The following is a 26,992-nucleotide window of genomic DNA, read 5'->3' on the forward strand; positions in this document are numbered from 1 at the left end:
AATTTTGATTTGACCACATCATTGATATGACGGATTTCTTCATTCGGAAAGAGAAAAACGTCTTTTCGGGAGGAAATCACCAATGACAGTCAGCAGAAGAACACTTCTGAAGGGGCTTGGAGCGGCTCCGGCCGCCGTGAGCCTTTTCTCGATTCCGCGTTACGCTCATGCTGCCGAGATCACTCTGCGCTATGGCAACAACCTGCCGCTCAGCCATCCCCTCAACATCCGGGCGAAAGAAGCGGCGGATCGGATCGCAAAGGAGACCAACGGGCGCGTCGAGATGCTGATCTTCCCCGCCAATCAGCTCGGCGGCGATACGGACATGCTCTCTCAGGTGCGTAACGGCGCGCTGACCTTCTTCACGCCGTCCGCCCTGGTGATCGCCACCCTCGTTCCCGTCGCGGCGATCAACGCTGTTGGCTTTGCGTTCAAGGATTACAATCAGGTCTGGGCCGCCATGGACGGACCGGTCGGCGCTTTCGTCCGCAAGGCGATTGCCGACTCCCGGCTGCATGCGCTGGACGTCATGTGGGACAACGGCTTCCGTCAGATGACGACGAGCGGTGCGCCGATCACGAACGCCGATTCCATGAAGGGCCTGAAGATCCGCGTCCCTGTCAGCCCGATCAGCATCTCCATGTTCTCCGGTCTCGGCTCCGCGCCGGCCAGCCTGCAGTTCAGCGAGGTCTATACCGCTCTGCAGACCAAGGTGGTCGATGCGCAGGAGAACCCGCTTCCGATCATTCAGGTCGCCAAGCTCTATGAGGTGCAGTCGTCCTGCGCGCTCACGAACCATATCTGGGACGGTTACTGGTTCATCGCCAACGGCCGCCAATGGTCCGGCATGCCTGCCGACGTTCAGGAGATCGTCTCGCGGGCCATCAACGAGGCGGGGCTGAAGCAGCGCCAGGACATCAAGGCGCTCAACGAGTCCGTTCAGGCCGATCTCCAGAGCAAGGGGTTGGCCTTCAACCAATGCGAGACGGACAGCTTCCGCGCGAAGCTGCGCGACGCTGGCTTCTACAAGGAATGGAAGCAGAAGTTCGGTGCCGAGGCCTGGGGCCATCTCGAAAGCGTCGTCGGGACGCTCGCCTAATCACTCTCGCGGGATCCGATGGCGTCCATCGGGTCTCATCGTTCCCCGGCGCACCTCATAAGGATGCGCCCTCATCAAACACGCAGGTAAGGTATGAGCCGATTTCTCGGAGAGATCAGGCAGGCAGGCTACGTTGTCGACGACATCGAGGCCGCCATGGATTATTGGTCGCGTGTTCTCGGCGTCGGCCCGTTCTTCTACAAGGAGAGGGTGCCGATCGAGAACTACATCTACCGTGGGGAAAGTTATCGGCCTCACAATTCCGTCGCTTTGGCCAATTCCGGTCCGCTTCAGATCGAGCTCATTCAGACCCGCAACGACGCTCCCTCGATGTATCGTGACTTCAAGCGGGCCGGCCATCGCGGGTTGCAGCATGTCGCCTACTGGACGGAGACATACGATGCCGATCTGGAAAGGCTCACGAAGCAGGGATTCGCTCCTGTGATGAGCGGCGAGGTCGGAGAGCGCGGCCGGTTTGTCTATTTCGATACCGAGTACCATCCGGGGACCGTCATCGAGTTGTCGGAGGTCGCGGGTCCGAAAGGCAAGATGTTCCAGCTGATCAGGGAAGCGTCGGAGAGCTGGGACGGACGCGATCCGGTCCGTCCGTTCCCCGATCTCTCTCAGCTCTGAGGCCGTCATGTCGGATGCACATTACGAGGCGACATATCTCGTCGAAACGCCTTTGCCCCTCGAAAAGGTGGCCGCCGTCATGGCGGGCGAGCAATCCTGCGGAACCTTCACGCGGGTCGAGGGGGAAACCGACGAGCTGCGTGAACGGGCGCGTGCGGATGTCGTTGGGATCCGGGATCTGGGCGAGGTCGGGAAACCGTCTCTCCGAAGTTCCTGGCTCGACCGCAAAGGACCGTCGGCCTCCTCGCGGCGAGGCGAAGTCGTCATCCGCTTTCCGGTGGACAATGTCGGCGTCAATCTGTCGACGCTCGCCGCGACCGTGGCCGGCAACCTGTTCGATCTGGGTGAGGTCACAGGCCTGCGCCTCGAATCTCTCAAGCTGCCAAGTCTCTATCGAAAGCAATATGCACTTCCTCAGCATGGGATTGTCGGAACGCGCCGCGTGACCGGCGTTGCCCAGGGCGCCCTCATTGGCTCGATCATCAAGCCGAATGTCGGGCTTCGCTCGGAGGAGATCGCATCCCTGGTGGAGCGCCTGTGCGCCGCCGGACTCGACTTCATCAAGGATGACGAGATTGCAGCCAATCCTGTCCATGCGCCCCTGTCTGTCCGTATTCCTGCGGTCATGGCGGCCGTGCGCCGCCATCAGGATCGAACGGGCAAGCATGTGATGGTCGCCTTCAACATCACCGGCGAGACGGACGCCATGCGCCGTCATGCGGACCTGGTGGCTCAAGAGGGTGGAAGCTGTGTCATGGCCAGCCTGAACTGGTGCGGCTTCTCCAGCATCGAGACGCTGCGGCGCAGTTCCGACCTGGTCATCCACGGCCATCGCAACGGTTATGGCGCATTCTCGCGGCACCCGGTGCTGGGCATCGGCTTCCAGGCCTACCAGACGCTCTGGCGGCTCGCCGGTGTCGATCATATGCATGTGCACGGTCTAGGCGGGAAGTTCGCACAGGCCGACGAGGAGGTGGTGGATAGCGCAAGAGATTGCCTGACGCCCCTGTGCGATGTGGACGATCGCGTCATGCCGGCGTTCTCGTCGGGACAATGGGCCGGCACGGTGGAGCAGACCTACCGTGCGGTGAAGACGTCCGATCTACTCTTCATGGCCGGTGGTGGTATCATGGCGCATCCCGGAGGGCCCGCCGAAGGGGTCGCGAGCATCAGAGAGGCGTGGCGGGTGGTCGAGTCCGGCGACAGCATGGAACGCGCCCGCGAGCAGAATCGTGCTCTTGCGGATGCATTCAGCTTCTTCACAAAATCCTAGAAGACGGAGGTCGCCATGACGCCGACCTACGGGTGGTATGGAGACGACTTCACCGGCGCGACGGATACGCTCGCGACGCTGGCGGGCCGTGGCCGCCGCGCCTTCCTGTTTCTGGGCATCCCGGAGCCGCAGCACCTCGCGCGGGTCGGAGATCTTGAGGCCGTTGGGATCGCGGGGGCGGCCCGCACCCTTTTGCCCGACGAGATGCGGAGGGAACTCTCACCTGTCGGAGCGTTCTTTCGTGATCTCGGTGTCCGCGTCCTGCACTACAAATGCTGCTCGACTTTCGACAGTGCGCCGGAGCGCGGGAACCTGGCCATAGCTGCCGCGACCCTGCGCGTCGACGGAATGCACGAGACAACCGTCATCCTCGGTGGTCAGCCGTCGCTTGGCCGATACTGCGCCTTCTCCAATCTCTTCGCGTCTTTCGGCGCGGACGGCGACATCTTCCGCCTCGACCGCCATCCCACCATGAGCCGGCATCCGGCGACGCCGATGACCGAAGCGGATCTGCGGCGCCATTTCGGCGCACTGGGTCTGCCCGATGTCGAGGCGATCCACTGGACCGTGATCGAGAAAGGCGCAGATGCGATCGCGCATGAATGGCGGCGCCTCTCGCAGACGGCTCGGGCCACGCTGTTCGATGCGCTCGACGCCCGTCATATCGATGCCGTCGGGCGCCTGCTCCGGAGCGAGAGCGAGAAAAGCTCCCTTCTGGTGCTGGGACCCAGCAGTGTCGCGCAGGCCTTCTTCGAAGCACGGGAGGCGGTGCTGGAATCAGCCTCCGGCTCGATGGATGGGCCCGTCCTCGCCTTCGTGGGGAGCCTTTCACCGACGTCGAGAGCGCAGATGGCAGCCGCGCATTCCTATCGACGCTTGGCCATCATGCCCGAAAGTGTTCTTTCGAGCGCAGGGGCCCGTGAGCGTATCGTTCAAGAGGCTGTGGCTATGCTGGGCCAGGGCGAGCATGTCATGCTCTCCACGGCTCCGGAGGCGGGCGATGTTCCGCACAACGCGGCTGCCGATCTTGCACGAGTCAGCGCCTCGCTTGTCGATGCGGTGATCCGGCGCCACCCCGTCCGACGCCTGGCGGTCGCCGGCGGGGATACATCGAGCCGGATTGTTCAGCACCTCGGCTATTGGGGGCTCGGCTACCACAGCCAGATCAGCAACGGCGTCGCCGTCAGCGTGGCGCGCAGCGACGATCCGGCCCGGGACCGCATGCTCGTGATGCTCAAAGGCGGCCAGATGGGCCATGAGCAGCTGTTCGAGACGTTCTTGCGACACTGAGCCTGTTCAGGATCGGATGGTTAGTCTTCTCTGGGGGCTGAGGGAAACCGTCGCGTCGCCACAGTCGTGAGACATAGCGATATTCTCGCGTCCACAGCTTCGATCCTCAGCGTCGGATAGAGCATCATGGATCGGACGGTGCCGGCTGCTGAAAGGAGGCCAAGGCCACGTGGATGAACTCGGTCAGCTGCTGTGCCGCGAGGGACAAGGGACGGCGGCTCGAGGTCAGGAGCCAGATATCCATCGAGGTCTTCGGCAGAAGCGGGCGTCGGACCAGCTGGTCCGACGGGTAATCCATTCCGACGAAGGGTGGGAGAATGGAAACCCCGATGCCATTCGCGACGAAGCTGCAGGCAGTTTCGGACATGGGGACTTCGATGCGATTGCGCTTTTGAACGCCGCGCATCTGAAAGGCCCGATCGATCGTCATCAGGGAACAATCGTCCCGCTCCAGAGAGATGAACGATTCGTTGCGCAGGTCTTCCACGCCGATGGTGGCTTTTTGGGCCAGCGGGTGCTGCGCCGGCAGGAAGCACATGAGGTCGAAGCGGATCACCGCTTGGGCCGTCACGTCCGGATGGTCGAACGGAAGGATGCTGAGACCGATATCCACCTGCTGCGCCATGACGAGTTCCGCGATGCGTGGCGAGGCTCGGCTTTGAAGCGTCAGGCTCAGCTCGCGCTGCTCGGCCAGAAAGGGCGAAAGGGCCCGCGGCAGAAAGCGCGAGGCGAGAGCCGGGAGCGCCGCGATCGTGACTTGGCCCCACTCGCGGTTCCGCACGGCGGTCGCCACGCGTTCGATGCGTTCGGTGCCGGCGATCAGCTTCTCCACCTCCGCCGCGACGAGGCGGGCCTCGAGGGTGGGAACCAGCCGTCCGTTGCTGCGCATGAAAAGCTTGAAGCCGCAGCTTTCGCCGAAGCCCTTCAGCAGCTTGCTGACCGCAGGCTGCGAGATGCCGAGCCTCTCGCCCGCATGCGTCACCGATCCGGTTTCCATGAACGCATGAAAGGCTTCGATCTGTCTGATGTTCATTACAATGTTCTCAAGCGTGCGCTGCGCATCATGAATTTTAGTTATAATGAACGGAAGAAAAGCAATTTGACAATCATGTTCCGCGCTCCTCTAATCCTCGGAAGACCTGCGGGCAAGGCGGTCGGGTGACGGGCGAACATGAGAGGCGGCCTCTCTGGAGAGAGCCGCCAGAGGCTCGTCCGACGTGTCTGCGGCAACAATATCCAAAGGGGACGCAGCGTGATGAAATCAACAATTTCCGCGGGCGCATTGGCGATCTTGATATCCGCCGCGTCGCCTGCCTTGAGCAGCAGCCTCGTCGTCTGCATCGAAGGAAGCCCGGAGACCTTCAATCCGCAATTGACCAGCAATGCGACCACCAGCATCGTGACGGGGCAGATCTACGATCAGCTCGTCTCGGTGAAAGCGGGCAGCTCGGAGCTCGAGCCGAGCCTCGCCGAAAGCTGGTCCGTCTCGGAGGACGGCAAGACCTATACGTTCAAGCTGCGGCAGGGCGTGAAGTGGCAGTCCAACAAGACGTTCAAGCCCTCGCGCGACTTCAACGCGGACGATGTGGTCTTCAGCTTCGAACGGATGATGAAGGCCGACCATCCCTACGCCAAGGTGAATGGCGGGAACTATATTACCTTCAACACCAAGCTCGCGGATGTTCTGACGGCGGTGAAGAAGGTCGACGACCACACGGTCGCGTTCACGCTGAAGGAACCCCTAGCGCCCTTCATCGGGATCCTGTCCCACCAGTCGCTGGTGATCCTCTCGGCGGAATATGCCGATCAACTGCTCAAGGCCGGAACGCCCGAGCAGCTCGACCTGCAGCCGATCGGAACGGGTCCGTTCCAGATGCAGGTCTACCAGACCAATGCGGCGGTGCGTTTCAAGGCCTTCCACGACACCTGGGGCGAGAAGGCGAAGGATCCGTCGCGGACGCCGAAGGTCGACGATCTCATTATGCCGATCACTGTGGACGCTCCGGTCCGGCTGCAGCGCGCGCAGGCGGGTGAATGCCACATCGCCAATGCGCCGAGTCCCGCCGACCGTGAGGTGATCAAGGCGAGCGCGAAGCTCAACCTCGCCGAGACGCCCGTCGCGTCCTCCGGCTTCCTCGCCTTCAACTTCAAGGAGAAGCCCTTCCAGGACAAGCGCGTCCGCCAGGCCCTTGCACATGCCATCAACATGAAGGGCCTCGTCGACAACGTCTTCGAGGGAACGGGCACCGTGACGGGAGCTCTCATTCCGGCATCGCTCTGGGGGCACAATGCCGACCTGAAGGGGCACGCATACGATGTCGAGAAGGCCAAGGCGCTGCTCGCCGAGGCCGGATATCCGAACGGCTTCGAAACGCAGATCTGGGCGCTTCCGGTCACGCGTCCCTACATGCCGAACGGACGCCGCGCCGCGGAACTGATCCAGGCGGATTGGGCCAAGATCGGCGTCAAGGCGGAAATCGTGACCTATGAATGGGGCGAGTACGTCAAGCGCGCGCGCATGGGCGAGTCGAAGACCGCGATGTTCGGCGGCATCTGGGACTTTCCGGATCCAAGCCAGATCCCGAACAACTACTTCACCTGCAATTCGCAGGGTAAACCGAGCCCGTCGAATATCGGCTCCTGGTGCAACTCGACCTTCATCGATCTGATCGCCCGCGCCGGACAGATCACCGATCAGACGCAGCGGACCGACCTCTACAAGCAGGCGCAGGTCGTCTTCAACGACGAGGTTCCGGCGATCCTGTTCGGCAGCTCCTCGGCGCTGCTTGCCGTCAACAAATCGGTCTCAGGCTTCGTCCCGGCCGTGTTCGGAACCAGCCGCTTCTCGGGCGTCACGGTGCCGTAGAACAATCCGATGTTCAAAGCCGGGGGGAGGGCTGAAGGATTCCTCCCCCTCGATCCTTCTTGCCGTTGAGCCGGGTCCTGAACTCGGCGAAAGGCCTTTCCTTCGTGCGGAGCTTGAAGATGCGTGTCGTCGTGATCGGCGCAGGGATTCTCGGATCCAGTGTCGCCTATCATCTTGCCGTGAACGGCATTGAAGTCGAGGTGTTCGACGAAGTCCACCAGGGCAAGGCGACCCTGGCGGGCGCGGGGATCGTCTGTCCCTGGGCCACCAAGGTCACCGATCCGGAATGGTATGCTCTCTATGCCGCCGGAGCGCGCTACTATGAGAACCTGGTCGAAGGCCTGACGCAGCGTGGCGAAACCGATCTCGGATACGGACGCGTCGGTGCGCTCGTCGTGGCCGAGGACCGGCGGGAACTGGATGCGGCGGATGAGAGGATCCAGTCCCGCATCGCCCATGCGCCGGAAGCCGGAAACGTGCGGCGTGTGTCGGCCGCGGAAGCGAAACGGCTGTTCCCGCCGTTGCGGGAGGATCTCGACGGCATCTACATTCCTGGTGGCTCTCGCGTCGACGGCAGGCTTCTCGCCGCCGCCATGACCCGTGCGGCCGTCGCAGCGGGCGCCGTGCTCCGGCACGACCATGTGTCGCTCGAATTGCGGGACGGAAAGGTGCGCGGCATCCGCAGCGACGGGAGCCCGATCGAAGCGGACGAGATCATCGTCACGGCGGGCGCCTGGGCGTCGCAGATCCTGCGTCCGCTCGGATTGGAGCATCCCGTCCGTCCGCAAAGAGGCCAGATCGTTCACCTGCGCCTGTCGGGAACCGAAACGCGCTCATGGCCCGTCCTGCTGCCGATGACCAGCCATTACATGCTGGCCTTCGACGATTCCCGCGTCGTGATCGGTGCGACGCGCGAAGATAATACCGGCTTCGACTACCGGGTCACCGCCAGCGGCCAGGCCGAGGTCCTCAATGCGGGCCTTTCGATCGCTCCCGGACTGGCATCGGGCACGATCATCGAAACACGGATCGGCTTCCGTCCCGCAGGAGACGGCTACAAACCCATTCTCGGGCGCGTTGCGGGGATCGACGGCCTCGTCATCGGTAACGGCCTCGGGGCGGCCGGCCTCACCATCGGGCCTTATGCGGGACGCCTGCTGGCCCAGATCTGCATGGGCGAGACACCGGATACCGACACTGCTGCCTACGCTCCCGCCGCGGCGTGAGCGAGGTTTCATTCACAATCAAAGGACATCCAATGACCGACATCATCCGTCACCGGAAACACAAGATCATGCACGGCGCCGTGGAGCACAACGGCGTGCTCTATTTCGGTGGGCATGCGGCCAACGACCTGTCGCAGGGCATGGCCGGCCAAACTCGGGAAGTCTGCGCCAAGCTCGACAAGTTCCTCGCCGAGCTCGGCTCCGACAAGACCAAGATCCTCGCAGCGCGAATTTACCTGAGCGACATGTCGCAGAAGGAAGAGATGAACAAGGCCTGGCTCGAATGGATTCCCGAAGATGACCTCCCGTCGCGGGCCACGATCGGCATTGCCAGCCTCGGCGATCCCAATCGCCTGATCGAAGTGATCATCACCGCCGCGCGATAGCGAAAGCTGCGGTTCATTCAGCAATGACACTGGATTGCGGGCACGTACTCTGCCCGCAGTCCTTCCTCGAGAGGTCTGTTGACCGAGGATTGCCGCCGCGATCCCGCCGGTCCCCGGGATGCCGAAGATGACAGAGACGAAAACCAGCCGGATCGACGATCGCTACGCGACCAATGAAAAATACACGACGCTGCGCGGAATCCACCGCGATGCCCAAAGGCATCTGTCGGAAGTCGAGTGGAACTATCTCTGGTGCGGCACCGGCGATGAGGTCACTCTTCGGGATAACACGGCGGCCTTCGATCGTTATCGGTTCATCACTCCACTTTTTGCCGGGATCGATAATCCCGATACGCGAACCAGGGTTCTCGGACTGGACCTGAGCTTTCCGGCCTTCATCGCTCCGTTCGGCGGCGAGGCCGCCTTCCATCCCGGCGGACATCCCGCCATCGGTCGTGCGGCCGAAGCGGTCGGCATTCAGCAGATGGTTCCCGTGGCCGCATCGTTCCCGCTCGAGGATATCGCAGCCGCCTCTTCCGTGGCGTCGATCTTCCAGATGACGTTCGTCGGCGATGAGGATGCCGCCGTCGACCTCATGGAGCGGGCCAAGGCCGCCGGCTACAAATACATCTGCGTCACCTACTCGCCCATCCGGCAATGGCGGGAACGGATGATGGAAGACCGCTTCTCCATCCGGGGCGAGAGCGGTCCCGCCAATTTCGGACCGGGACGGTCCGATCCGGCTCCTCTCGTCGAATTGCTGGAGTTCACGCAGCCGCGCTGGACCTGGCAGCAGGCCGCGCGCGTCATCGCCCGGGCGCCTCTCCCGTGCATCGTCAAAGGCGTCACGAGCGTCAAGGATGCCCACGCGGCGCTCGATGCCGGGGCAGTCGGGCTTTATATTTCGAACTACGGTGGCCGCACGGTCGACCGGACGCCTGCAACTCTGGACGTTCTACCATCCATCCGGAAGGCGGTGGGGCGGGATGTTCCGATCATCCTCGACTCGGGCATCCGCCGGGGCAGCGACATCGCCACGGCGCTTGCACTGGGTGCGGACGCGGTCGCGCTCGGACGCCTCATCGCGCTCGGTCTTGCCGCCGATGGCGAACATGGCGTTCGTCGAACCCTCGAACTCCTGCAGCGCGAGTTCTGGACGACATTGGGCCATCTGGGCTGCTCTCGCGTCCAGGATCTGAGCGAGGCCGTTCTGTACGCCCCCAATCAGCCGTAGCGCGCTTGTGCGCACGACATGAAGGTTCGAATTCAATAGGATCCGCCATATCGTGCCCATGAAGTCAGCGCCCGGGATGAAGGATCCCGCCTTGCGAAGGGTTGCCAGCCCTCCGCCTTGAGGAGCCGCAAGAGCCTTCTTCACTTTGCATGCGGATCGAGCGGCTTCGGAGCCGCATTCTCAATGACTGTTCAGGCGCTTCAGCGGAACCACAACGCCGCTTGCAGCCTGCACCATCATGGATGCGAAAGGCGCAACACGATATGCGCTTTCATGGTTCAAACGCCGGTGCCGCGCAATTCTGCTCAGCCGATCTCCTGCACAGACATGTCCTAACACCCTGTTCTGGAACCAAAAGTCCGATGTCGGCGTGGTGAAGGATCGGCCGCTATAAGTATGGAATGAAGCCAATTCATGTCCATGGGGTTGGCAATTCGGTCAAAATTGTCTAGACAAACGTCGTCAACGGCAGTGGCTCTCGCTGTCCATCTCGCCGGATTGAGGCAATTGCACATGTGATTTCGTGCACAAATATTGCCGGATCCAATCATTCGACTGTTCTCGCTCGAGAGACTACATCATGGAGTTCGCCCCTCAGCTTTATGCCAGGGGAAACGGGGGTTTGATGACTGATAAAGACGGCGCTTTAGGCAGTGGCGACGCTGCCGCCCTGTCGGCTGATAAGATCGTCCTAAACAATATTTTCAAGGTTTTCGGCTCGAATGTTCCGCGAGCCGTCGAAATGATTCAGGCCGGACACGGGAAGGATTCCGTTCAGGCCGAGACGCGCTGCACCATCGGTGTCAACAACGCGAGCTTCAGTATCAAGGAAGGCGAGATCTTCGTCGTCATGGGGCTTTCCGGCTCCGGAAAGTCGACTCTTCTGCGCCTGCTCAACCGGCTGATCGAGCCCACGCTCGGCTCCATTCTCGTGGGGGGACAGGATGTCACGAGCATGAGCAAGCGCGACCTGATCGAGTTGCGCCGGCGTGACATGAGCATGGTCTTCCAGAGCTTTGCACTCCTGCCCAACCGCACGGTCCTGGCCAACACGGCCTTCGGATTGGAAGTCGCTGGCGTCGCCGAGAAGGAGCGCAATCAGAAGGCACTCCACGCGCTTGAGGCCGTCGGGCTGGAACGTTATGCGGCAAGCCGTCCGGACGAACTCTCCGGCGGCATGCGCCAGCGCGTCGGACTCGCCCGGGCATTGGCCAACGAGCCGACCATCCTTCTGATGGATGAGGCCTTCTCCGCGCTCGATCCCCTGATCCGCACGGAGATGCAGGACGAACTTCTTCGTCTGCAGGCGGAGCATAGTCGCACCATCGTCTTCGTCAGCCACGATCTCGACGAGGCCATGCGCATCGGTGATCGCATTGCGATCATGCAGGACGGCGTGGTGGTGCAGGTCGGGACACCGGAAGAGATCGTCATGAGCCCAGCGAACGACTACGTCCGCTCGTTCTTCCGGAATGTGGACGTGACGCAGGTTTTCCGTGCGGGCGATGTCGCGAGACACAGCCAGATCACGCTCATCGACAGGGCTGGACTGAGCGTCAACGCCGCGCTCGAGCGCATGCGCGCCCATGATCGCGATATCGCCATCGTGGTGGCTCGCGACAAGCGCTATCACGGCATGGTCAGCGCGGATTCGCTGAGGGAAGCGGTGCGTTTCGGAGGGGCCGATCCCTACCGGCAGGCCTTCTTGCCCGATATGGCGCCGATCGAATCCGATGCGCCGTTGGCGCAGGTCATGGGCCGTGTCGCCGAGAGCCGGTGGCCGGTGCCGGTTGTCGATTCGAAGGGCCGCTACGTCGGCACCATTTCCAAGTCGTCTCTTCTCATGACGCTCGACCGTGCGGCCTGAACAGCGCCAGCGCGAAGGATATTTTCATGGATTTCGATCTCAGCATCGGCGCTGCCGCCAGCGCCGCTGTCGAGTATACGCTCGACAATTTTTCCCCCACGCTCGATGCCATCGCGGATGTCATCGGTTTCTTTGCGAGCGGCATCAAGGATGCTCTGTCCTGGTTCCCGCCATGGGCCTTCATCGGTGCCGTTGCGCTCTTCGCCTTCTGGAGGGTGGGATGGAAATTCGCCGTTCTCTGCGGAGCGGCGCTTCTCCTCATCGTCGGCATGGGGTTGTGGAAGGAGACGATCGAGACGCTCGCCCTCGTCATCGCCGCCACGGCGATTGCGATCACCCTCGGCATTCCCCTCGGCATCTTCATGGCGCGTAGTTCCATAACCGCCGCCGGCGCGCGCCCGCTGCTCGATCTCATGCAGACGATGCCGGCTTTCGTCTATCTGATTCCGGCCGCGATGTTCTTCGGGCTCGGCGCGGTGCCGGGCACCATCGCAACCGTGATCTTCTCCATGCCGCCCGTGGTGCGGCTCACCGCGTTGGGACTGACGCAGGTGAGCCGTGAATATGTCGAGGCAGGTCTCGCCTTCGGCTGCACCGACCGTCAGCTGCTGTTCAAGGTGCAGTTTCCGCTGGCCCTCCCGTCCATCATGGCCGGTGTGAACCAGACCATCATGCTTGGTCTCTCGATGGTGGTCATCGCCTCCATGATCGGCGCGGGTGGCCTCGGCAACACGGTGCTGACGGGCATTCAGCGCCTCGATGTCGGTCTCGGCTTCGAGGGCGGACTCGCCGTCGTCATCCTGGCGATCATTCTCGACCGTCTGACTCAAAGTCTTTCACGTCCGGCAGCCTTCAAGCTGCCCCGCGCCGTCCGTCAGGAGACCGGGGCCAAGGAGGACGCGACGGACATGAAGACCGCGCTCGCCGAGGCGAGCGCCTGAACGAGGAGCCGGACCGGCAGCGGCCCGGCGCCCCAACAAAAACTCAAAGAGCTGAAAGGAGAACCCCATGCTCAAGACCTTAGCCCGGATCGCTCTCGCGGCGACCCTGACCGCAGGCCTTGCTGGCACGACGCAAGCGCAGGAGGAGAAGAAGCCGGTCAAGATCGGCTGGACCGCCTGGGCAGACGCCGAGTTCGTCACGAAGCTCGCCAAGAAGCTCATCGAAGACAACTACTCCCAGAAGGTCGAGCTTCTGCAGACCGATATCGCGCCGCAATACCAGGGCGTCGCCAAGGGCGACATCGATGCCATGATGATGGCCTGGCTGCCCGAGACCCACAAGGATTACTGGGCTCGGGTCGGAGACAAGGCGGTGATGCTCGGTGTGCTCTACACCGACGCGAAGCTCGGCTGGGTCGTTCCGAAATACGTGCCCGAGGACCAGATTGCGTCGATTGCCGATCTCGCCAAGCCGGAGGTGAAGGAGAAGCTGAAGGGCAAGGTGCAGGGCATCGATCCGGGCGCCGGCCTGACGCGCCTGTCGAAAGAGGCTCTCAAGACCTATGACCTGAGCGGCTACGATCTCACGACGGCCAGCGACGCCGCCATGGTGTCCGCTCTGGATCGAGCGATCCGCCGGAAGGAATGGATCGTGGTGACGGGCTGGAGCCCTCACTGGATGTTCGGCAAGTACGAGCTGCGCTACCTGGACGACCCGAAGGCCGCGATGGGCGGCGTCGAACGCGTCTACGCGATCTCACGCCAGGGCTTCCAGCGCGACTATCCCGAGGTCGCCCAGTTCCTGATGCGCATGCACCTTCCGCTGAAGGAGCTCGAAGCGGCGATGTCCGACGCGAAGGAGACTTCGGTGGACAAGGCGGTCGAGAACTACATCGGCGAACATCAGGCGCGCGTGAAGTACTGGCTGACGGGCGAGATGACGCCCGCGTCGTAGAACACCAAGGCCGGTCGCACGGTCTTCCCAGAAAGCACAAGCCGCCGGGTCCTCCCGGCGGCTCCTCTCTGGACTGCGTCTAGTGAGACTGCCAAGTTTGGTTCAACGCCACCCATTGGCGGAACGGTGATGAGCCGACCTCAATGGAGCACGAGCAGCCAGCCGACCAGCGCCACCGGGGCGATGATGCCGAGAACGAAGGAAACAGCCGAGTGAGCCATAGGAACCTCCCAATGGTTCCCTAACGTAATCTTCTATGCTCCAGGACGCGGTGCGCTGCAGCACGTCCCGCAGGACGGCATTACGGCTCAGGCTTCCGGCCCCCCGACGCTCTTGTTTCGGCTGGAGACGTCGTAGGTGTTTCTTCGTCGGCCGATGAGCCGGTACGGCCCTTGCGCTTCTTGCCGAGCCATTTGTACATCATCCACCCCAGGCCCGAGCTGAGGGCGGCGATCACCACGAGGCCGGAACTCGGATAGTCGCGGAAGTTGATCCGCTTGCTGCCGTTCAGCTCTTCCAATTCGTCGTCCGGCTGGTCGTCTGTCTCGGGCATGGAGGCGATCTCATAGAGTTTCCTTCCATATATGTCTTGCGCGGCCGGTTTCCATCACGCGCGGAGGCCAGAAACGGGAAGAGCGCCGCAGCCCTGCGGCTGCGGCGCTCCCGTCAAGGTTCGATAAGGGCCAATGATCCCGGCGAGACTATCGGCCCCAGCGCAGCACCATCGGGTCGAGGCGGCGGGCCACCTCGAGCAGACCCTTGCGGATCTCCGGGTGCAGGGGCTGCAGCGGATGGCGCACGGCATCGGAGCGGATCACGCCGCCTTCCTTCATGAGAACCTTGGCGGCCAGCAGCCAGCCCTGACGGTTCTCGTAATTGATCAGCGGAAGCCAGCGTTCGTAGGCGGCGGCGGCCTCTTCCTTGTTGCCCGCCATGTAGGGATCGATGATCTGGCGAATGCCGTCCGGATAGGCTCCGCCCGTCATCGCGCCGGTCGCGCCGGCATCGAGATCGGCCATGAGGGTGATCGCCTCCTCGCCGTCCCAAGGGCCTTCGATGGCGTCGCCCCCGAGAGCGATCAGCTCCCTCAGCTTCACCGCCGTGCCGGGCACTTCGATCTTGAAGTAGGACACATTGGCGATCTCCTTGGCCATGCGCGCCAGGAAGGGCGCGGACAGGAAGGTGCCGGCCATCGGCGCGTCCTGGATCATGATCGGGATGGTGATGGCATCCGAAACCCTGCGGAAGAACTCGTAGATCCCGGCTTCCGACACGCGCAGTGTCGCGCCGAAGAAGGGCGGCATGATCATCACCATGGCGGCACCCGCGGCTTCGGCCCGCCGGCAGCGATCGGCGCAGATCTCGGTCGAGAAATGGCTGGTGGTGACGATGACCGGAACCCGCCCGGCGACGTGGTCGAGCACCGTGGTCATCACGGTCTCGCGCTCCTCGTCGGTCAGCAGAAACTGCTCGGAGAAGTTCGCGAGAATGCACAGGCCGTCCGAGCCGGCTTCGATCATGAAATCGACGGCGCGCTTCTGGCCTTCGAGATCGAGCGTCCCGTCGTCATGGAAGATGGTCGGCGCCACCGGAAAAACGCCGCGATAGGGACGCGTGGAATGAATGCCGGACGAGGACATGATGTCTCCTTTCAGAATGGATGGCGTCGCGGTCAATGGTTGTCGCGTGGAACGGGCGATCCCGTCCGTCCGACGAGAAAGTCCAGATCGACACCTTTGTCGGCCTGCAGCACGTGGTCGATATAGAGCTTGGCCCAACCGCGCTCGGCATGCGGCGCGGGCGGAACCCAGGCGGCGCGGCGGCGCTCCATCTCCTCGGCCTCCACATGGAGATGCAGGCTGCGGGCTGCGACGTCGAGCGTGATCATGTCGCCGTTCTGCACCAGCGCCAGAGGGCCACCGGCGGCGGCTTCCGGCGCCATGTGCAGCACCACGGTGCCGTAGGCCGTGCCGGACATGCGGGCGTCCGAGATGCGGATCATGTCGCGCACGCCCTTCTTGAGAAGCTTCTGCGGCAGCGGCATGTTGCCGACCTCCGCCATGCCCGGATAGCCCTTCGGGCCGCAATTCTTCAGCACCATGATGCAGGTCTCGTCGATGTCGAGATCCTCATCGTCGATCCTGTGATGCAGCTCCTCGATGGTCTCGAACACGACCGCGCGGCCGGTGTGCTGCATGAGCTCCGGAGAGGCGGCGGACGGCTTGATGACGGCCCCGTTGGGGGCGAGATTGCCTTTGAGGATCGCGATGCCCGCTTCCGGCTTGAAGGGCTCCTCGAAGGTGGTGATCACCTCGCGGTTCCAGCACGGCGCCTCCTTCACGTTCTCCCAGATCGGCTTGCCGTTGACGGTGAGCGCATCCTTGTGCAGCAGGCCGCGCTCGCCGAGCGTGCGCAGCACGACGGGCAAGCCGCCGGCATAGTAGAAATCCTCCATGAGGAAGCGACCGGAGGGCATGAGATCGACGAGGCAGTGGATGTCGCGGCCGAGCCGGTCGAAATCGTCCAGGGTCAGGTCGATACCGACGCGTCCCGCGATGGCGAGAAGATGCACGACCGCGTTGGTCGAGCCGCCGATGGCGGCCAGCGTCCGGATGGCGTTCTCGAAGGCTTCGCGCGTCATCACCTTCGACAGCACGAGATCCTCGTTCACCATCTCGACGATGCGCCGTCCGGCCATGCGGGCGAGGTGGTTGCGCCGCGCGTCGGCAGCGGGGATCGCGGCGTTCTCCGGCAGGCCGACGCCGAGCGCCTCGACCATGGACGCCATGGTGGAGCCCGTGCCCATGGTCATGCAATGGCCGGCCGAGCGGTTCATGCCGCCTTCCGCCTCGTGGAATTCCTGGAGGGTCACTTCCCCGGCGCGCAGCTGCTCGCTCATGGAGATGATGTTGGTGCCCGAGCCGATATACTTGCCGCGATAGACGCCGCGCAGCTGCGGGCCGCCCGAAACGCCGATGGTCGGCAGGTCCGCCGAGGCCGCGCCCATGAGGAGGGCAGGGGTGGTTTTGTCGCAGCCCATGAGCAGCACGACGCCGTCGAGGGGATGAGCGCGGATCGCCTCTTCCACGTCCATGGCCGCAAGGTTGCGGAACAGCATGGCCGTCGGGCGCATGGTCACCTCGCCGAGGGACGAGACCGGGAATTCGAGCGGGAAGCCGCCGGCATCGAGCACGCCGTATTTCACATGTTCGGCAATGGTGCGGAAATGCGCGTTGCAGGGCGTCAGCTCGGACCAGGTGTTGCAGATGCCGATGACCGGCCGACCTTCGAACTGGTCCTGCGGGAAGCCGCTGTTCTTCAGGAAGGAGCGATAATAGAAGCCCATCTTATCCTGGCGTCCGAACCAGGCTTGGCTGCGAAGCTGGCGTTTCTTCTCGTCGGTCATTTTTATCGGTGCCCTTGGAACTTTGTATCGCCCTGATGGGTGAAGCACGGTGGAGCGCGACTTTCGTTGAATAGGCGCTCAATTCGATTCATATAATAGTACTAATAGTCGGCTGTTAAGGCTGCTAAAGTCGAAAAGCAACGACAAATTTTGGGAGAATGCTCATGAAGGCCCGTCATCTCCTGACGACGATCGGCATGGCTGCGCTGATGCTGTCCTCAGGTGCCGCTTACGCCCAGAATAAAATGACCATCGGGTTCTCGCAGGTCGGATCGGAATCCGGCTGGCGCGCCGCCGAGACGAAGGTCTCCAAGCTCGAAGCCGAGAAGCGCGGTGTCGACTTGAAGATCTCCGACGCCCAGCAGAAGCAGGAAAACCAGATCCGCGCCGTCCGCTCCTTCATCGCGCAGGGCGTGGACGCCATCTTCATCGCGCCGGTCGTGTCGACCGGCTGGGACGCGGTTCTCAAAGAGGCCAAGGACGCAAAGATCCCGGTCGTGCTGCTCGACCGCTCCATCGATACGAAGGACGATTCGCTCTATCTCACCGCCGTGACCTCTGACACCGTCTACGAGGGCAAGGTGGCTGGCGAGTGGCTCGCCAAGGCAACCGGCGGCAAGTGCAATGTGGTGGAACTGCAGGGCACGGTCGGATCGAGCCCGGCGATCAACCGCAAGAAGGGCTTCGACGAGGTCGTTGCCGCCAATCCCGGCATGAAGATCGTCCGCACGCAATCCGGCGACTTTACCCGCACCAAGGGTAAGGAAGTGATGGAAAGCTTCATCAAGGCGGAAGGCGGCGGCAAGAACATCTGCGCCGTGTACGCCCATAACGACGACATGGCGATCGGCGCCATCCAGGCCATCAAGGAAGCGGGCCTGAAGCCCGGCACGGACATCAAGATCGTCTCCATCGACGGCGTTCCGGATATCTTCAAGGCCATGTCCGACGGCGAGGCGAACGTCACCGTCGAGCTGACGCCGAACATGGCTGGACCGGCTCTCGATGCGCTCATCGCCTACAAGAAGAACGGCACGGCGCCGAAGAAGTGGATCCAGACGGAATCCAAGGTCTTCACGCCGGACACGGCCAAGGCCGAGTACGAGAAGCGCAAGGACCTCTACTAACATCGGAATGCGATGCGGCGGCAGGCGAGCGATCGCCTGCTGTTTTGCTTAAAGCGTGATCAGCGTCGGGTCCGAAAGCGCATGTCGGCTTCCGGGTCCGATGCTTCGAAGGCCAGCGAGGACGAGATGCCAGTATCGACGGAGCAGCCTCAGCTTCTCGAGATCCGGGGGCTGACGAAGGGCTTCCCGGGCGTGCAGGCGCTCGACCACGTGGACTTCACCCTGCATGAGGGCGAGATCCACGGCCTGCTCGGCGAGAACGGCGCCGGCAAGTCGACCTTGATCAAGGTGCTGACCGGCGTCTTCAAGCGCGATGCCGGCACCATCCGCCTTGACGGTCAGGATATCGAGGCGCGCGATCCCGCCGACGCGCTCTCGCTCGGCATCGGGACCGTTTATCAGGAGGTCAATCTTCTGCCGAACCTGTCGGTGGCGGAAAACCTCTTCATCGGCCGTCAGCCGCACCGCTTCGGCCTCGTGCGCACCGGCGAGATGCGCAGACGTTCCCAGGAGCTTCTGGCGGGCTATGGTCTCGACATCGATGTCGCCAATCCGTTGAGCGCCTATTCCGTGGCCGTCCAGCAGATCGTCGCCATCGCCCGTGCGGTCGATCTCTCGGCCAAGGTGCTGATCCTCGACGAGCCGACAGCGAGCCTCGACGCGCAGGAGGTCGAGACACTGTTCAGGATCCTGAGGGATCTCAAAAGCCGCGGCATCGGCATCGTGTTCGTCACCCATTTCCTCGATCAGGTCTATGCGGTCTGCGACCGGATCACGGTTCTGCGCAACGGGCGCCTCGTGGGTTCCCGCCCCATCGCCGAACTGCCGCGCATCGAGCTCGTCTCCATGATGCTCGGGCGCGAGCTTGCGGCGGAAGCGCTTCATCGCAACCAGCGAAAAGCCGTCACGGGCGAGCCGCTCGTCGCCTTCAAGGATTACGGCAAGCGCCGTCTCCTGGAGCCCTTCGATCTTGCGGTCCGTCCCGGTGAGGTGGTTGGCCTCGCCGGCCTTCTCGGCTCCGGCCGGACCGAGACCGCCAAGTTGGTTTTCGGGATCGAGCGCGCCGACAGCGGACAGGCTTTCGTCGACGGCAAGCCCGTCCGCATCGCCACGCCGCGCGATGCCGCCCGCCTGCGGTTCGGGTTCACGCCCGAGGATCGCAAGACGGAAGGCATCGTGGCGGAATTGTCCGTGCGCGAGAACATCATCCTGGCCCTGCAGGCCCAGCGCGGCTGGCTGCGTCTGATCCCGAGACGCAGGCAGGAGGAGATCGCCGACCGCTTCATCAAGCTGCTCGACATTCGCACGCCGGATGCGGAGAAACCCATCGGGCTTCTGTCGGGCGGCAATCAGCAGAAGGCGCTGCTCGCACGCTGGCTTGCCACCGAGCCGCGCTTCCTCATCCTGGACGAGCCGACGCGCGGGATCGACGTGGGCGCCCACGCGGAGATCATCCGCCTCATCGAGCGCTTGTGCGAGGATGGCCTCGCCCTTCTCGTCATCTCGTCGGAGTTGGAAGAGATCGCCTCCTACAGCGACCGGGTCGTGGTTCTGCGCGACCGGCGGCACGTGCGCGAACTCTCCGGATCCGATGTGAGCGCCAACACCATCATGACAACCATCGCGGGCCATTAATGAGCGGCATGATTCAGGCGAGCAGCGCACGCACACTTCCCAAGGGGCTTCCGCAGGTTGCGGCGCTCCTCCTCGTCTTTCTCGTCAACTGGCTCGTCTTCCGCGACTTCTTCGCCCTGCGCCTGCAGGATGGGCGGCTCTTCGGCAGCCTGATCGACGTGTTGAACCGTGGCGCGCCGGTCGCCATTCTGGCGCTGGGCATGACACTCGTCATCGCGACACGCGGCATCGATCTTTCGGTGGGCGCCGTCATGGCGATCGCGGGCGCGATGGCCGCCACATTGACCGCGCAGGGCTATCCGCTGCCCGTGGCGCTGGCCGCCGCCGCCGGGATCGGCCTGGCCTGCGGCCTGTGGAACGGCTTCCTCGTCGCCGTCCTCGAAATCCAACCCTTCGTGGCGACCCTGATCCTGATGGTGGCCGGACGCGGCTTCGCGCAGCTCATCACCGAGGGACAGATCATCACCTTCGTGAGCGAGGGCTTCGCGTCCATCGGCGGCGGCTCCTTCCTGATGCTGCCGATGCCGGTGGTGATCGCCGTCGTGATGCTCGTCGTCACGCATTTCATCGTGCGCTACACCGCCTTGGGGCTCTTCATCGAATCCATCGGGGCCAATGTCCGCTCCAGCGCCTATGCGGGCATCGGCACCAAGGTCGTGACCATCGCGGTCTATATGTGGTGCAGCCTGTGCGCTGCGATTGCCGGCTTGATCGTGACGGCGGACATCCGCGGGGCCGATGCCAACAATGCCGGGCTCTGGCTCGAGCTCGATGCCATTCTCGCCGTGGTCATCGGCGGCACGTCTCTGTTCGGCGGGCGCTTCAGCCTCGGCCTCTCCGTCGTCGGAGCCCTCATCATCCAGGCGATGAACACGGGCATCCTGCTGAGCGGCTACCCGCCCGAATACAACCTCATCGTGAAGGCCATCGTGGTGCTCGCCGTGCTTCTCGCCCAGTCGCCCGTTCTGTCGGCCGTCCGTTCCGTCTGGAAACCAAGAGCATGATCAGGCGTCACCTCCCGGTTCTCATCACGCTCGCCGTCTTCATCGTCGGCTACATGATCTGCCTCGCGCAGTTTCCGAGCTTCGCCTCGACCCGCGTCATCGGCAATCTTCTGACCGACAACGCCTTCCTGGGCATCGTGGCGGTCGGCATGACCTTCGTGATCCTCTCCGGCGGCATCGATCTCTCGGTCGGCTCGGTCATCGCCTTCACGGGCGTGTTCCTCGCCGTCACCATCGAGAAATACGGGCTCAACCCGTATCTCGCCTTCATCCTCGTCCTAGGGATCGCGGGCCTGTTCGGGGCCGGCATGGGCTTCCTGATCCATACCTTCCAGATCCCCGCCTTCATCGTCACGCTGGCGGGCATGTTCCTGGCGCGCGGCCTGTGCTTCGTGCTCACCACGGATTCGATCCCGATCAACGCGCCGGCCTATGGCCAGATCACGGACATCGCCTTCCGTCTGCCGGGAGGCGGGCGGGTGACCTTCATCGCCATGGTCATGCTGCTGACCTTCGCGGTCGGCATCGTCCTGGCGCATTTCACGCGTTTCGGCGCCAATGTCTATGCGCTCGGCGGCAACCGGACCTCGGCGGAGCTGATGGGTGTGCCGGTACGGAAGACGACGATCCGCATCTATATGCTGTCGAGTTTCCTGGCGGCCTTGGCCGGGATCGTCTTTTCCTTCTATACCTCTGCGGGTTATTCCCTGGCCGCGACCGGCGTCGAGCTCGACACGATCGCGGCGGTCGTCATCGGCGGCACCCTGCTCACAGGAGGCTACGGGACGATCATCGGCACGCTCGTCGGCGTGCTCATCCAGGGATTGATCCAGACCTACATCACGTTCGAGGGAACCCTGAGCTCGTGGTGGACCAAGATCGCCATCGGGGCCCTGCTGTTCGCGTTCATCGTGCTGCAGCGCGGCCTGTCGGCGGCGTCGCTTCGAACACGGTAAGACAGAGGAGAAATGGTGTTGTTGAACGGTATCCAGAGGCCTGCGAGAGCGCGATCAGCCCACGATCTCGTCGCCCATGGGATCGGCCAGAACATCATGCAGGGCCGCTTCCCGGTCGGCAGCACCCTTCCGGGCGATGCGGAGCTGATGGAGCTGTACGGCGTGTCGCGCACGGCGCTCCGGGAGGCGTTGAAGACGCTTGCGGCCAAGGGTCTGATCGAGTCGAAGACGAAGGTCGGCACGCGGGTTCTCGACCGCAACAACTGGAACATGTTCGACGCTGACATCCTCGGTTGGCATCTCGAGATGGGTGTCGACGCCCGCTTCCTCGGATGGCTCTTCGAGATCCGGCAGATGCTCGAGCCCCTGGCCTGCGCCACCGCTGCCGTGCGGCGGACGCCGGAGCAGCTCGCGGTGATGAGCCGGGCGCTTCAGGCCATGTACCAGTGCGAGACCAGCCGGCAGGGCTTCACCAAGGCGGACCTTGCCTTCCACCAGGCCATCCTGGAAGCCTCAGCCAATCCCTTCCTGCAGTCCATCGGTTCGGTCATCGGCGCCGCCCTGGCGACCTCGTTCACGATCAGCTCGCCGGTCTCCAGCGACGACCGCTTCCGTGAGGTGATGCGGCAGCACCAGGCCGTGTTCGACGCCATCGAGCAGGGCGATCCGGCGGCGGCGAGCGAGGCCATGTCGGAATTGATCCTGCAGGCCGCCGAACGGGTTCGGATCAAGCATGCGGAGAGCGCCTTGGCGACGGTGCAGATCCATGCCTTCTCGGAAGGGGAGTGACAGGCTGGGACCCGGCGCGCGAGACCTTCCCGGCGGCCTTGCTGAGGCTAATAGTATTATAGTATGATTTATTGGTGCGCAGGAGAGGTCTAACACTCGCTCCAAAGGGGAGTGGGGCTGTTCCCGCAGGCCAAACTTCTTCTATCATGAGGTCAATAAGGACGGCCCGAGCGGCCCCGTATCCGCGCCGAACCCGGTCCTGAAACCAAGAATGCTGAATATGCGCCGGGCGCGATGATGGCGTTCCGGGCATGGACGAGAGGGAGAACGACCTTGAAGACATTCACGACCACAATGGCGGCCGTGGCACTTGGAGCCTTTGGCCTCCTCGGCGCCGCGCAGGCGCAGGATAAGGGCACGGTCGGCGTGGCCATGCCGACGAAGTCGTCCGCGCGTTGGATCGACGACGGCAACAACATGGTCAAGGTGCTCAAAGAGAAGGGCTACAACGTCGACCTGCAATATGCGGAAGACGACATCCCGAACCAGCTGTCGCAGATCGAGAACATGATCACCAAGGGCTCCAAGGTGCTTGTGATCGCGGCCATCGACGGCACGACGCTCTCCGATGCGCTCCAGCAGGCCGCCGACAAGGGCATCAAGGTCATCGCCTATGACCGCCTGATCCGCAATTCCAAGAACGTCGACTACTACGCCACCTTCGACAACTTCCAGGTCGGCGTGCTGCAGGGCGGCTACATCGAGAAGGCGCTCGGCTTGAAGGAGGGCAAGGGCCCGTTCAACATCGAGCTGTTCGGCGGCTCGCCCGACGACAACAACGCCTATTTCTTCTACAACGGCGCCATGTCCGTGCTCGACCCCTACATCAAGAGCGGCAAGCTCAAGGTGGTCAGCGGCCAGACCGGCATGGACAAGGTCTCGACCCTGCGCTGGGACGGCGCGGTGGCCCAGGCCCGCATGGATAACCTGCTCTCCGCCTACTACACCGACAAGCGCGTCGACGCCGTTCTCTCGCCTTACGACGGCCTGAGCATCGGCATCATCTCGTCGCTCAAGGGCGTCGGCTACGGCACGCCGAAGCAGCCGATGCCGATCATCACCGGCCAGGACGCGGAAGTGCCCTCGATCAAGTCGATCCTCGCCAAGGAGCAGACCTCGACGGTGTTCAAGGACACCCGCGAGCTCGCCAAGGTGACGGTCAACATGGTCGACGCCGTGCTCTCCGGCAAGCAGCCGGAAGTCAACGACACCAAGACCTACGAGAACGGCGTGAAGGTCGTTCCGGCCTACCTGCTGAAGCCGGTGAGCGTCGATGCCTCGAACTGGAAGGAAGTTCTGGTCGGCAGCGGCTACTACAAGGAAGACCAGTTCAAGTAATCGGCCGTCTCAAAGATGGACCCTGCGCGCCCGCGCAGGGTCCTTGCTCATTTCCAGAGCATCGGACCCAGAAGTGGAACCCACTTTTGGGGTAGGATCCGATGCTCCACTCTTTGAAGAGCGCATCGTTCTTTGCGGAAAACCGGGTCCACTTTTCCGCACGATGCGCTAGAAGGCATCGTGCCTGAGGTCATGCGATGAATGCGATCCTTGAAATGCGGGGGATCACCAAGACGTTCCCCGGCGTGAAGGCGCTGGACAACGTCAATATCACGGTCAAGGCCGGCGAGATCCACGCCCTCGTGGGCGAGAACGGCGCCGGCAAGTCCACGCTGATGAAGGTGCTGAGCGGCGTCTATCCGCACGGCTCCTATTCCGGCGAGATCGTCTACGAGGGCCAGGAGCGGCGCTTCTCGGGGATCGCCGACAGCGAGAAGCTCGGCATCATCATCATCCACCAGGAGCTGGCCCTCGTGCCGCTTCTGTCGATCGCGGAGAACATCTTCCTCGGCAACGAGCAGGCGCAGTTCGGCGTCATCGACTGGTCCGTCGCGTTCGCGAAGACGAAGGATCTTCTCAAGCTCGTCGGCCTCAAGGAATCGCCCGACGAGCTGATCACCAACCTGGGTGTCGGCAAGCAGCAGCTCGTGGAGATCGCCAAGGCGCTCTCGAAGAAGGTGAAGCTTCTCATCCTCGACGAGCCGACCGCGAGCCTGAACGAGAAGGACAGCGATGCGCTGCTGAACCTGCTGCTCCGGTTCAAGGAGCAGGGCATTTCCTCGATCCTGATCTCGCATAAGCTGAACGAGATTTCGAAGGTCGCCGATTCCATCACGGTCCTGCGCGACGGCGGCACGGTCGAGACGCTCGATTGCCGGGCCGAGTCGATCAGCGAGGACCGCATCATCCGCGGCATGGTCGGCCGCACGATGGAGGACCGGTACCCGAAGCGCGAGCCGAAGATCGGCGAGACCATCTTCCAGGTCGAGAACTGGTCGGCCTATCACCCGCTCCACAGCCACATGCAGGTGGTCAAGAACGTCAACCTCAACATCCGGCGCGGCGAGATCGTGGGTATCGCCGGGCTGATGGGGGCGGGGCGGACCGAGTTCGCCATGAGCCTGTTCGGCCGCAGCTACGGCCAGAACATTTCCGGCCGGGTGAGCCTCCACGGCAAGGAGATCGACGTGAGCACGGTGGAGAAGGCGGTCTCCAACGGGATCGCCTATGCCACCGAGGACCGCAAGACCTACGGCCTCGTCCTGGCCGAGGACATCCGCAAGAACGTGACGCTCGCCCATCTCGAGGGCGTCTCCAAGAACCTCGTCATTGATGACATCCAGGAACTGGCGGTCGCCAACGACTACCGGAGCAAGATGCGGATCCGCTGCTCCAACGTCTTCCAGGAGGCGGTGAACCTCTCGGGCGGCAACCAGCAGAAAGTGGTCCTGAGTAAATGGCTCTTCTCCGATCCGGAGATCCTGATCCTGGACGAGCCGACCCGCGGCATCGACGTCGGGGCGAAATACGAAATCTACACGATCATCAACAGGCTGGCCGATGCCGGCAAGGGCGTCCTCATGATATCCTCGGAAATGCCTGAACTGCTCGGCATGTGCGACCGGATCTACGTCATGAACGAAGGCTCCCTGATTGCCGAACTCGACATTGCCGAGGCATCCCAGGAAAAGATCATGCACGCCATCGTAAAGTCGGGGAGACGCTGAGATGGACACGAGAACCGCCGACGAGATCCAGGTTCCCCAGCAAAAGACGTCTTGGATGGAGTTCGTCAAAACCCATTTCCGCGACTACGGCATGCTGCTGTCGCTTCTGGTCATCATGCTGTTCTTCCAGGTGGTGACGGACGGAACCCTGCTGCGGCCGCTCAACCTGACCAACCTGGTGCTCCAGAACAGCTACATCGTCATCATGGCGCTGGGCATGCTCCTGGTCATCGTGGCGGGCCATATCGACCTCTCGGTCGGCTCCATCGTCGGCTTCGTCGGGGGGCTGGCGGCCATGATGATGGTGCGGTGGGGCTTCGATCCGGTGACGACCACCATCGCATGCCTGATCGTGGGCGGCATGATCGGCGCGGCGCAGGGCTATTGGGTCGCCTATTTCAAGGTGCCGTCCTTCATCGTCACTCTCGCCGGCATGCTCGTCTTCAAGGGCCTGACCCTGGCGCTGCTCGGCGGCATGTCGGTCGGCCCGTTCCCGGTCGGCTTCCAGCGCTTGAGCTCCGGATTCATCCCGGACATGTTCGGCGGCGAGGGCTTCAACTACACCGCGCTGTTCCTCGGCGTCGCCAGCGTGGCCGCCATCATCTATTTCAGCTTCCGCAGCCGCGCCAATCAGCTCAAGCATGCGGTCGAGACCGCGCCCTTCGGTCTGTTCCTGTTCAAGAACGCCCTGCTGGCCGTTCTCGTGGTCGCGTTCTGCTACCTGATGGCGACCTATCGCGGCCTGCCGAACGTGCTCGTCATCATGGCGGTCCTGATCGCGCTCTACGCCTTCGTGACCAACCGCACCACGATCGGCCGCCGCATCTATGCGCTCGGCGGCAACGAGAAGGCGGCCAAGCTGTCGGGCATCAAGACCGAACGCCTGACCTTCCTCACCTTCGTCAACATGGGCGTGCTGGCGGGTCTGGCCGGCCTCATCTTCGCCGCACGCCTCAACACGGCGACGCCGAAGGCGGGCCTCGGCTTCGAGCTCGACGTGATCGCGGCGGTATTCATTGGCGGCGCCTCCGCGACCGGCGGCGTCGGCAAGGTCACGGGGGCGGTCATCGGCGCCTTCGTGATGGGCGTGATGAACAACGGCATGTCGATCCTCGGCATCGGTATCGACTACCAGCAGGTCATCAAGGGACTCGTGCTGCTGGCGGCCGTCTCCCTCGACGTCTACAACAGGAAGAAGTGAGACGGGCGCTCACACCGGCGTCAGACACGCGAACGGCGA

23 protein-coding genes are annotated in these 26,992 nt (G+C 63.1%); 19 read left to right on the forward strand and 4 right to left on the reverse strand.

Features of this window, described 5'->3' with window-relative positions; genetic code table 11:
• Positions 1-82 precede the first annotated feature (82 nt).
• The 4 genes from OC446_RS14780 (at position 83) to OC446_RS14795 (ending at position 4,295) form a co-directional block, all read left to right on the forward strand.
• Positions 83-1,099, forward strand: a complete 1,017-nt coding sequence (locus OC446_RS14780; protein ID WP_262029792.1) for a TRAP transporter substrate-binding protein — start codon at positions 83-85, stop codon at positions 1,097-1,099.
• Between the two features lie 93 nt (positions 1,100-1,192).
• Positions 1,193-1,732, forward strand: coding sequence for a VOC family protein (locus tag OC446_RS14785; RefSeq protein ID WP_262029793.1), 540 nt, complete (start codon positions 1,193-1,195; stop codon positions 1,730-1,732).
• A gap of 7 nt (positions 1,733-1,739) precedes the next feature.
• Positions 1,740-3,005, forward strand: coding sequence for a ribulose-bisphosphate carboxylase large subunit family protein (locus OC446_RS14790; RefSeq protein ID WP_262029794.1), 1,266 nt, complete (start codon positions 1,740-1,742; stop codon positions 3,003-3,005).
• 15 nt (positions 3,006-3,020) lie between these two features.
• The gene (locus OC446_RS14795) at positions 3,021-4,295 is read left to right on the forward strand and encodes a four-carbon acid sugar kinase family protein (protein WP_262029795.1); all 1,275 of its coding nucleotides are present in this window, start codon (positions 3,021-3,023) and stop codon (positions 4,293-4,295) included.
• A 124-nt stretch (positions 4,296-4,419) separates the two neighbouring features.
• On the opposite strand, the gene OC446_RS14800 is transcribed toward OC446_RS14795, so the two are convergent.
• Positions 4,420-5,328, reverse strand: coding sequence for a LysR substrate-binding domain-containing protein (locus OC446_RS14800; protein WP_262029796.1), 909 nt, complete (start codon positions 5,326-5,328; stop codon positions 4,420-4,422).
• Between the two features lie 222 nt (positions 5,329-5,550).
• On the opposite strand from OC446_RS14800, the gene OC446_RS14805 reads away from it, so the two are divergent.
• The 7 genes from OC446_RS14805 to OC446_RS14835 all read left to right on the forward strand — a co-directional run bounded on the left by OC446_RS14805 (position 5,551) and on the right by OC446_RS14835 (position 13,770).
• Entirely contained in the window at positions 5,551-7,161 is a 1,611-nt protein-coding gene (locus tag OC446_RS14805; protein ID WP_262029841.1) for an ABC transporter substrate-binding protein, read from the forward strand.
• Positions 7,162-7,280: 119 nt separating this feature from the next.
• Complete coding sequence (locus tag OC446_RS14810) at positions 7,281-8,387, forward strand: NAD(P)/FAD-dependent oxidoreductase (RefSeq protein WP_262029797.1); 1,107 nt, start codon at positions 7,281-7,283, stop codon at positions 8,385-8,387.
• A gap of 32 nt (positions 8,388-8,419) precedes the next feature.
• Positions 8,420-8,773 (forward strand): RidA family protein, encoded by a 354-nt coding sequence (locus OC446_RS14815; RefSeq protein ID WP_262029798.1) that lies wholly within the window; start codon positions 8,420-8,422, stop codon positions 8,771-8,773.
• A 127-nt stretch (positions 8,774-8,900) separates the two neighbouring features.
• Positions 8,901-10,007 (forward strand): alpha-hydroxy acid oxidase, encoded by a 1,107-nt coding sequence (locus tag OC446_RS14820; protein ID WP_262029799.1) that lies wholly within the window; start codon positions 8,901-8,903, stop codon positions 10,005-10,007.
• Positions 10,008-10,632: 625 nt separating this feature from the next.
• Positions 10,633-11,874, forward strand: coding sequence for a glycine betaine/L-proline ABC transporter ATP-binding protein ProV (proV, locus tag OC446_RS14825; protein WP_262029800.1), 1,242 nt, complete (start codon positions 10,633-10,635; stop codon positions 11,872-11,874).
• A 26-nt stretch (positions 11,875-11,900) separates the two neighbouring features.
• Complete coding sequence (locus OC446_RS14830) at positions 11,901-12,815, forward strand: ABC transporter permease (protein WP_262029801.1); 915 nt, start codon at positions 11,901-11,903, stop codon at positions 12,813-12,815.
• Between the two features lie 67 nt (positions 12,816-12,882).
• A complete protein-coding gene (locus tag OC446_RS14835) occupies positions 12,883-13,770 on the forward strand; it encodes a glycine betaine ABC transporter substrate-binding protein (protein ID WP_262029802.1) in 888 nt (295 codons plus the stop codon).
• A gap of 301 nt (positions 13,771-14,071) precedes the next feature.
• Here the strand turns inward: OC446_RS14835 and OC446_RS14840 are convergent, their stop codons facing one another.
• The 3 genes from OC446_RS14840 to OC446_RS14850 all read right to left on the reverse strand — a co-directional run bounded on the left by OC446_RS14840 (position 14,072) and on the right by OC446_RS14850 (position 17,176).
• Positions 14,072-14,323, reverse strand: a complete 252-nt coding sequence (locus OC446_RS14840) for a hypothetical protein (protein WP_262029803.1) — start codon at positions 14,321-14,323, stop codon at positions 14,072-14,074.
• 148 nt (positions 14,324-14,471) lie between these two features.
• Positions 14,472-15,410 carry a dihydrodipicolinate synthase family protein gene (locus OC446_RS14845; RefSeq protein WP_262029804.1) on the reverse strand — a complete coding sequence of 313 codons (939 nt, stop codon included), beginning with the start codon at positions 15,408-15,410 and terminating at the stop codon, positions 14,472-14,474.
• Between the two features lie 32 nt (positions 15,411-15,442).
• The gene (locus tag OC446_RS14850) at positions 15,443-17,176 is read right to left on the reverse strand and encodes an IlvD/Edd family dehydratase (protein WP_262029805.1); all 1,734 of its coding nucleotides are present in this window, start codon (positions 17,174-17,176) and stop codon (positions 15,443-15,445) included.
• Between the two features lie 164 nt (positions 17,177-17,340).
• On the opposite strand from OC446_RS14850, the gene ytfQ reads away from it, so the two are divergent.
• The 8 genes from ytfQ to mmsB all read left to right on the forward strand — a co-directional run bounded on the left by ytfQ (position 17,341) and on the right by mmsB (position 26,953).
• Complete coding sequence (gene ytfQ, locus OC446_RS14855) at positions 17,341-18,303, forward strand: galactofuranose ABC transporter, galactofuranose-binding protein YtfQ (protein ID WP_315986508.1); 963 nt, start codon at positions 17,341-17,343, stop codon at positions 18,301-18,303.
• A gap of 126 nt (positions 18,304-18,429) precedes the next feature.
• Entirely contained in the window at positions 18,430-19,938 is a 1,509-nt protein-coding gene (ytfR, locus tag OC446_RS14860) for a galactofuranose ABC transporter, ATP-binding protein YtfR (protein WP_262029806.1), read from the forward strand.
• On the forward strand, positions 19,938-20,942 hold the full coding sequence (ytfT, locus tag OC446_RS14865) for a galactofuranose ABC transporter, ATP-binding protein YtfT (protein ID WP_262029807.1): 1,005 nt from the start codon (positions 19,938-19,940) through the stop codon (positions 20,940-20,942). The genes ytfR and ytfT overlap by 1 nt, the downstream gene beginning before the upstream one ends.
• Complete coding sequence (yjfF, locus tag OC446_RS14870; protein ID WP_262029808.1) at positions 20,939-21,898, forward strand: galactofuranose ABC transporter, permease protein YjfF; 960 nt, start codon at positions 20,939-20,941, stop codon at positions 21,896-21,898. The genes ytfT and yjfF overlap by 4 nt, the downstream gene beginning before the upstream one ends.
• Positions 21,899-21,916: 18 nt before the next feature.
• Complete coding sequence (locus OC446_RS14875) at positions 21,917-22,687, forward strand: FadR/GntR family transcriptional regulator (RefSeq protein WP_262029809.1); 771 nt, start codon at positions 21,917-21,919, stop codon at positions 22,685-22,687.
• A 294-nt stretch (positions 22,688-22,981) separates the two neighbouring features.
• The gene (chvE, locus tag OC446_RS14880; RefSeq protein ID WP_410055078.1) at positions 22,982-24,025 is read left to right on the forward strand and encodes a multiple monosaccharide ABC transporter substrate-binding protein; all 1,044 of its coding nucleotides are present in this window, start codon (positions 22,982-22,984) and stop codon (positions 24,023-24,025) included.
• 197 nt (positions 24,026-24,222) lie between these two features.
• A complete protein-coding gene (mmsA, locus tag OC446_RS14885; protein ID WP_262029811.1) occupies positions 24,223-25,752 on the forward strand; it encodes a multiple monosaccharide ABC transporter ATP-binding protein in 1,530 nt (509 codons plus the stop codon).
• A gap of 55 nt (positions 25,753-25,807) precedes the next feature.
• Positions 25,808-26,953: a multiple monosaccharide ABC transporter permease gene (mmsB, locus tag OC446_RS14890; RefSeq protein WP_410055079.1), complete on the forward strand. Its 1,146-nt coding sequence runs from the start codon at positions 25,808-25,810 to the stop codon at positions 26,951-26,953.
• The last annotated feature ends 39 nt before the right edge of the window (positions 26,954-26,992 follow it).

The organism is Microvirga sp. Mcv34 (genome assembly GCF_024519725.1).
GTDB lineage: Bacteria > Pseudomonadota > Alphaproteobacteria > Rhizobiales > Beijerinckiaceae > Microvirga.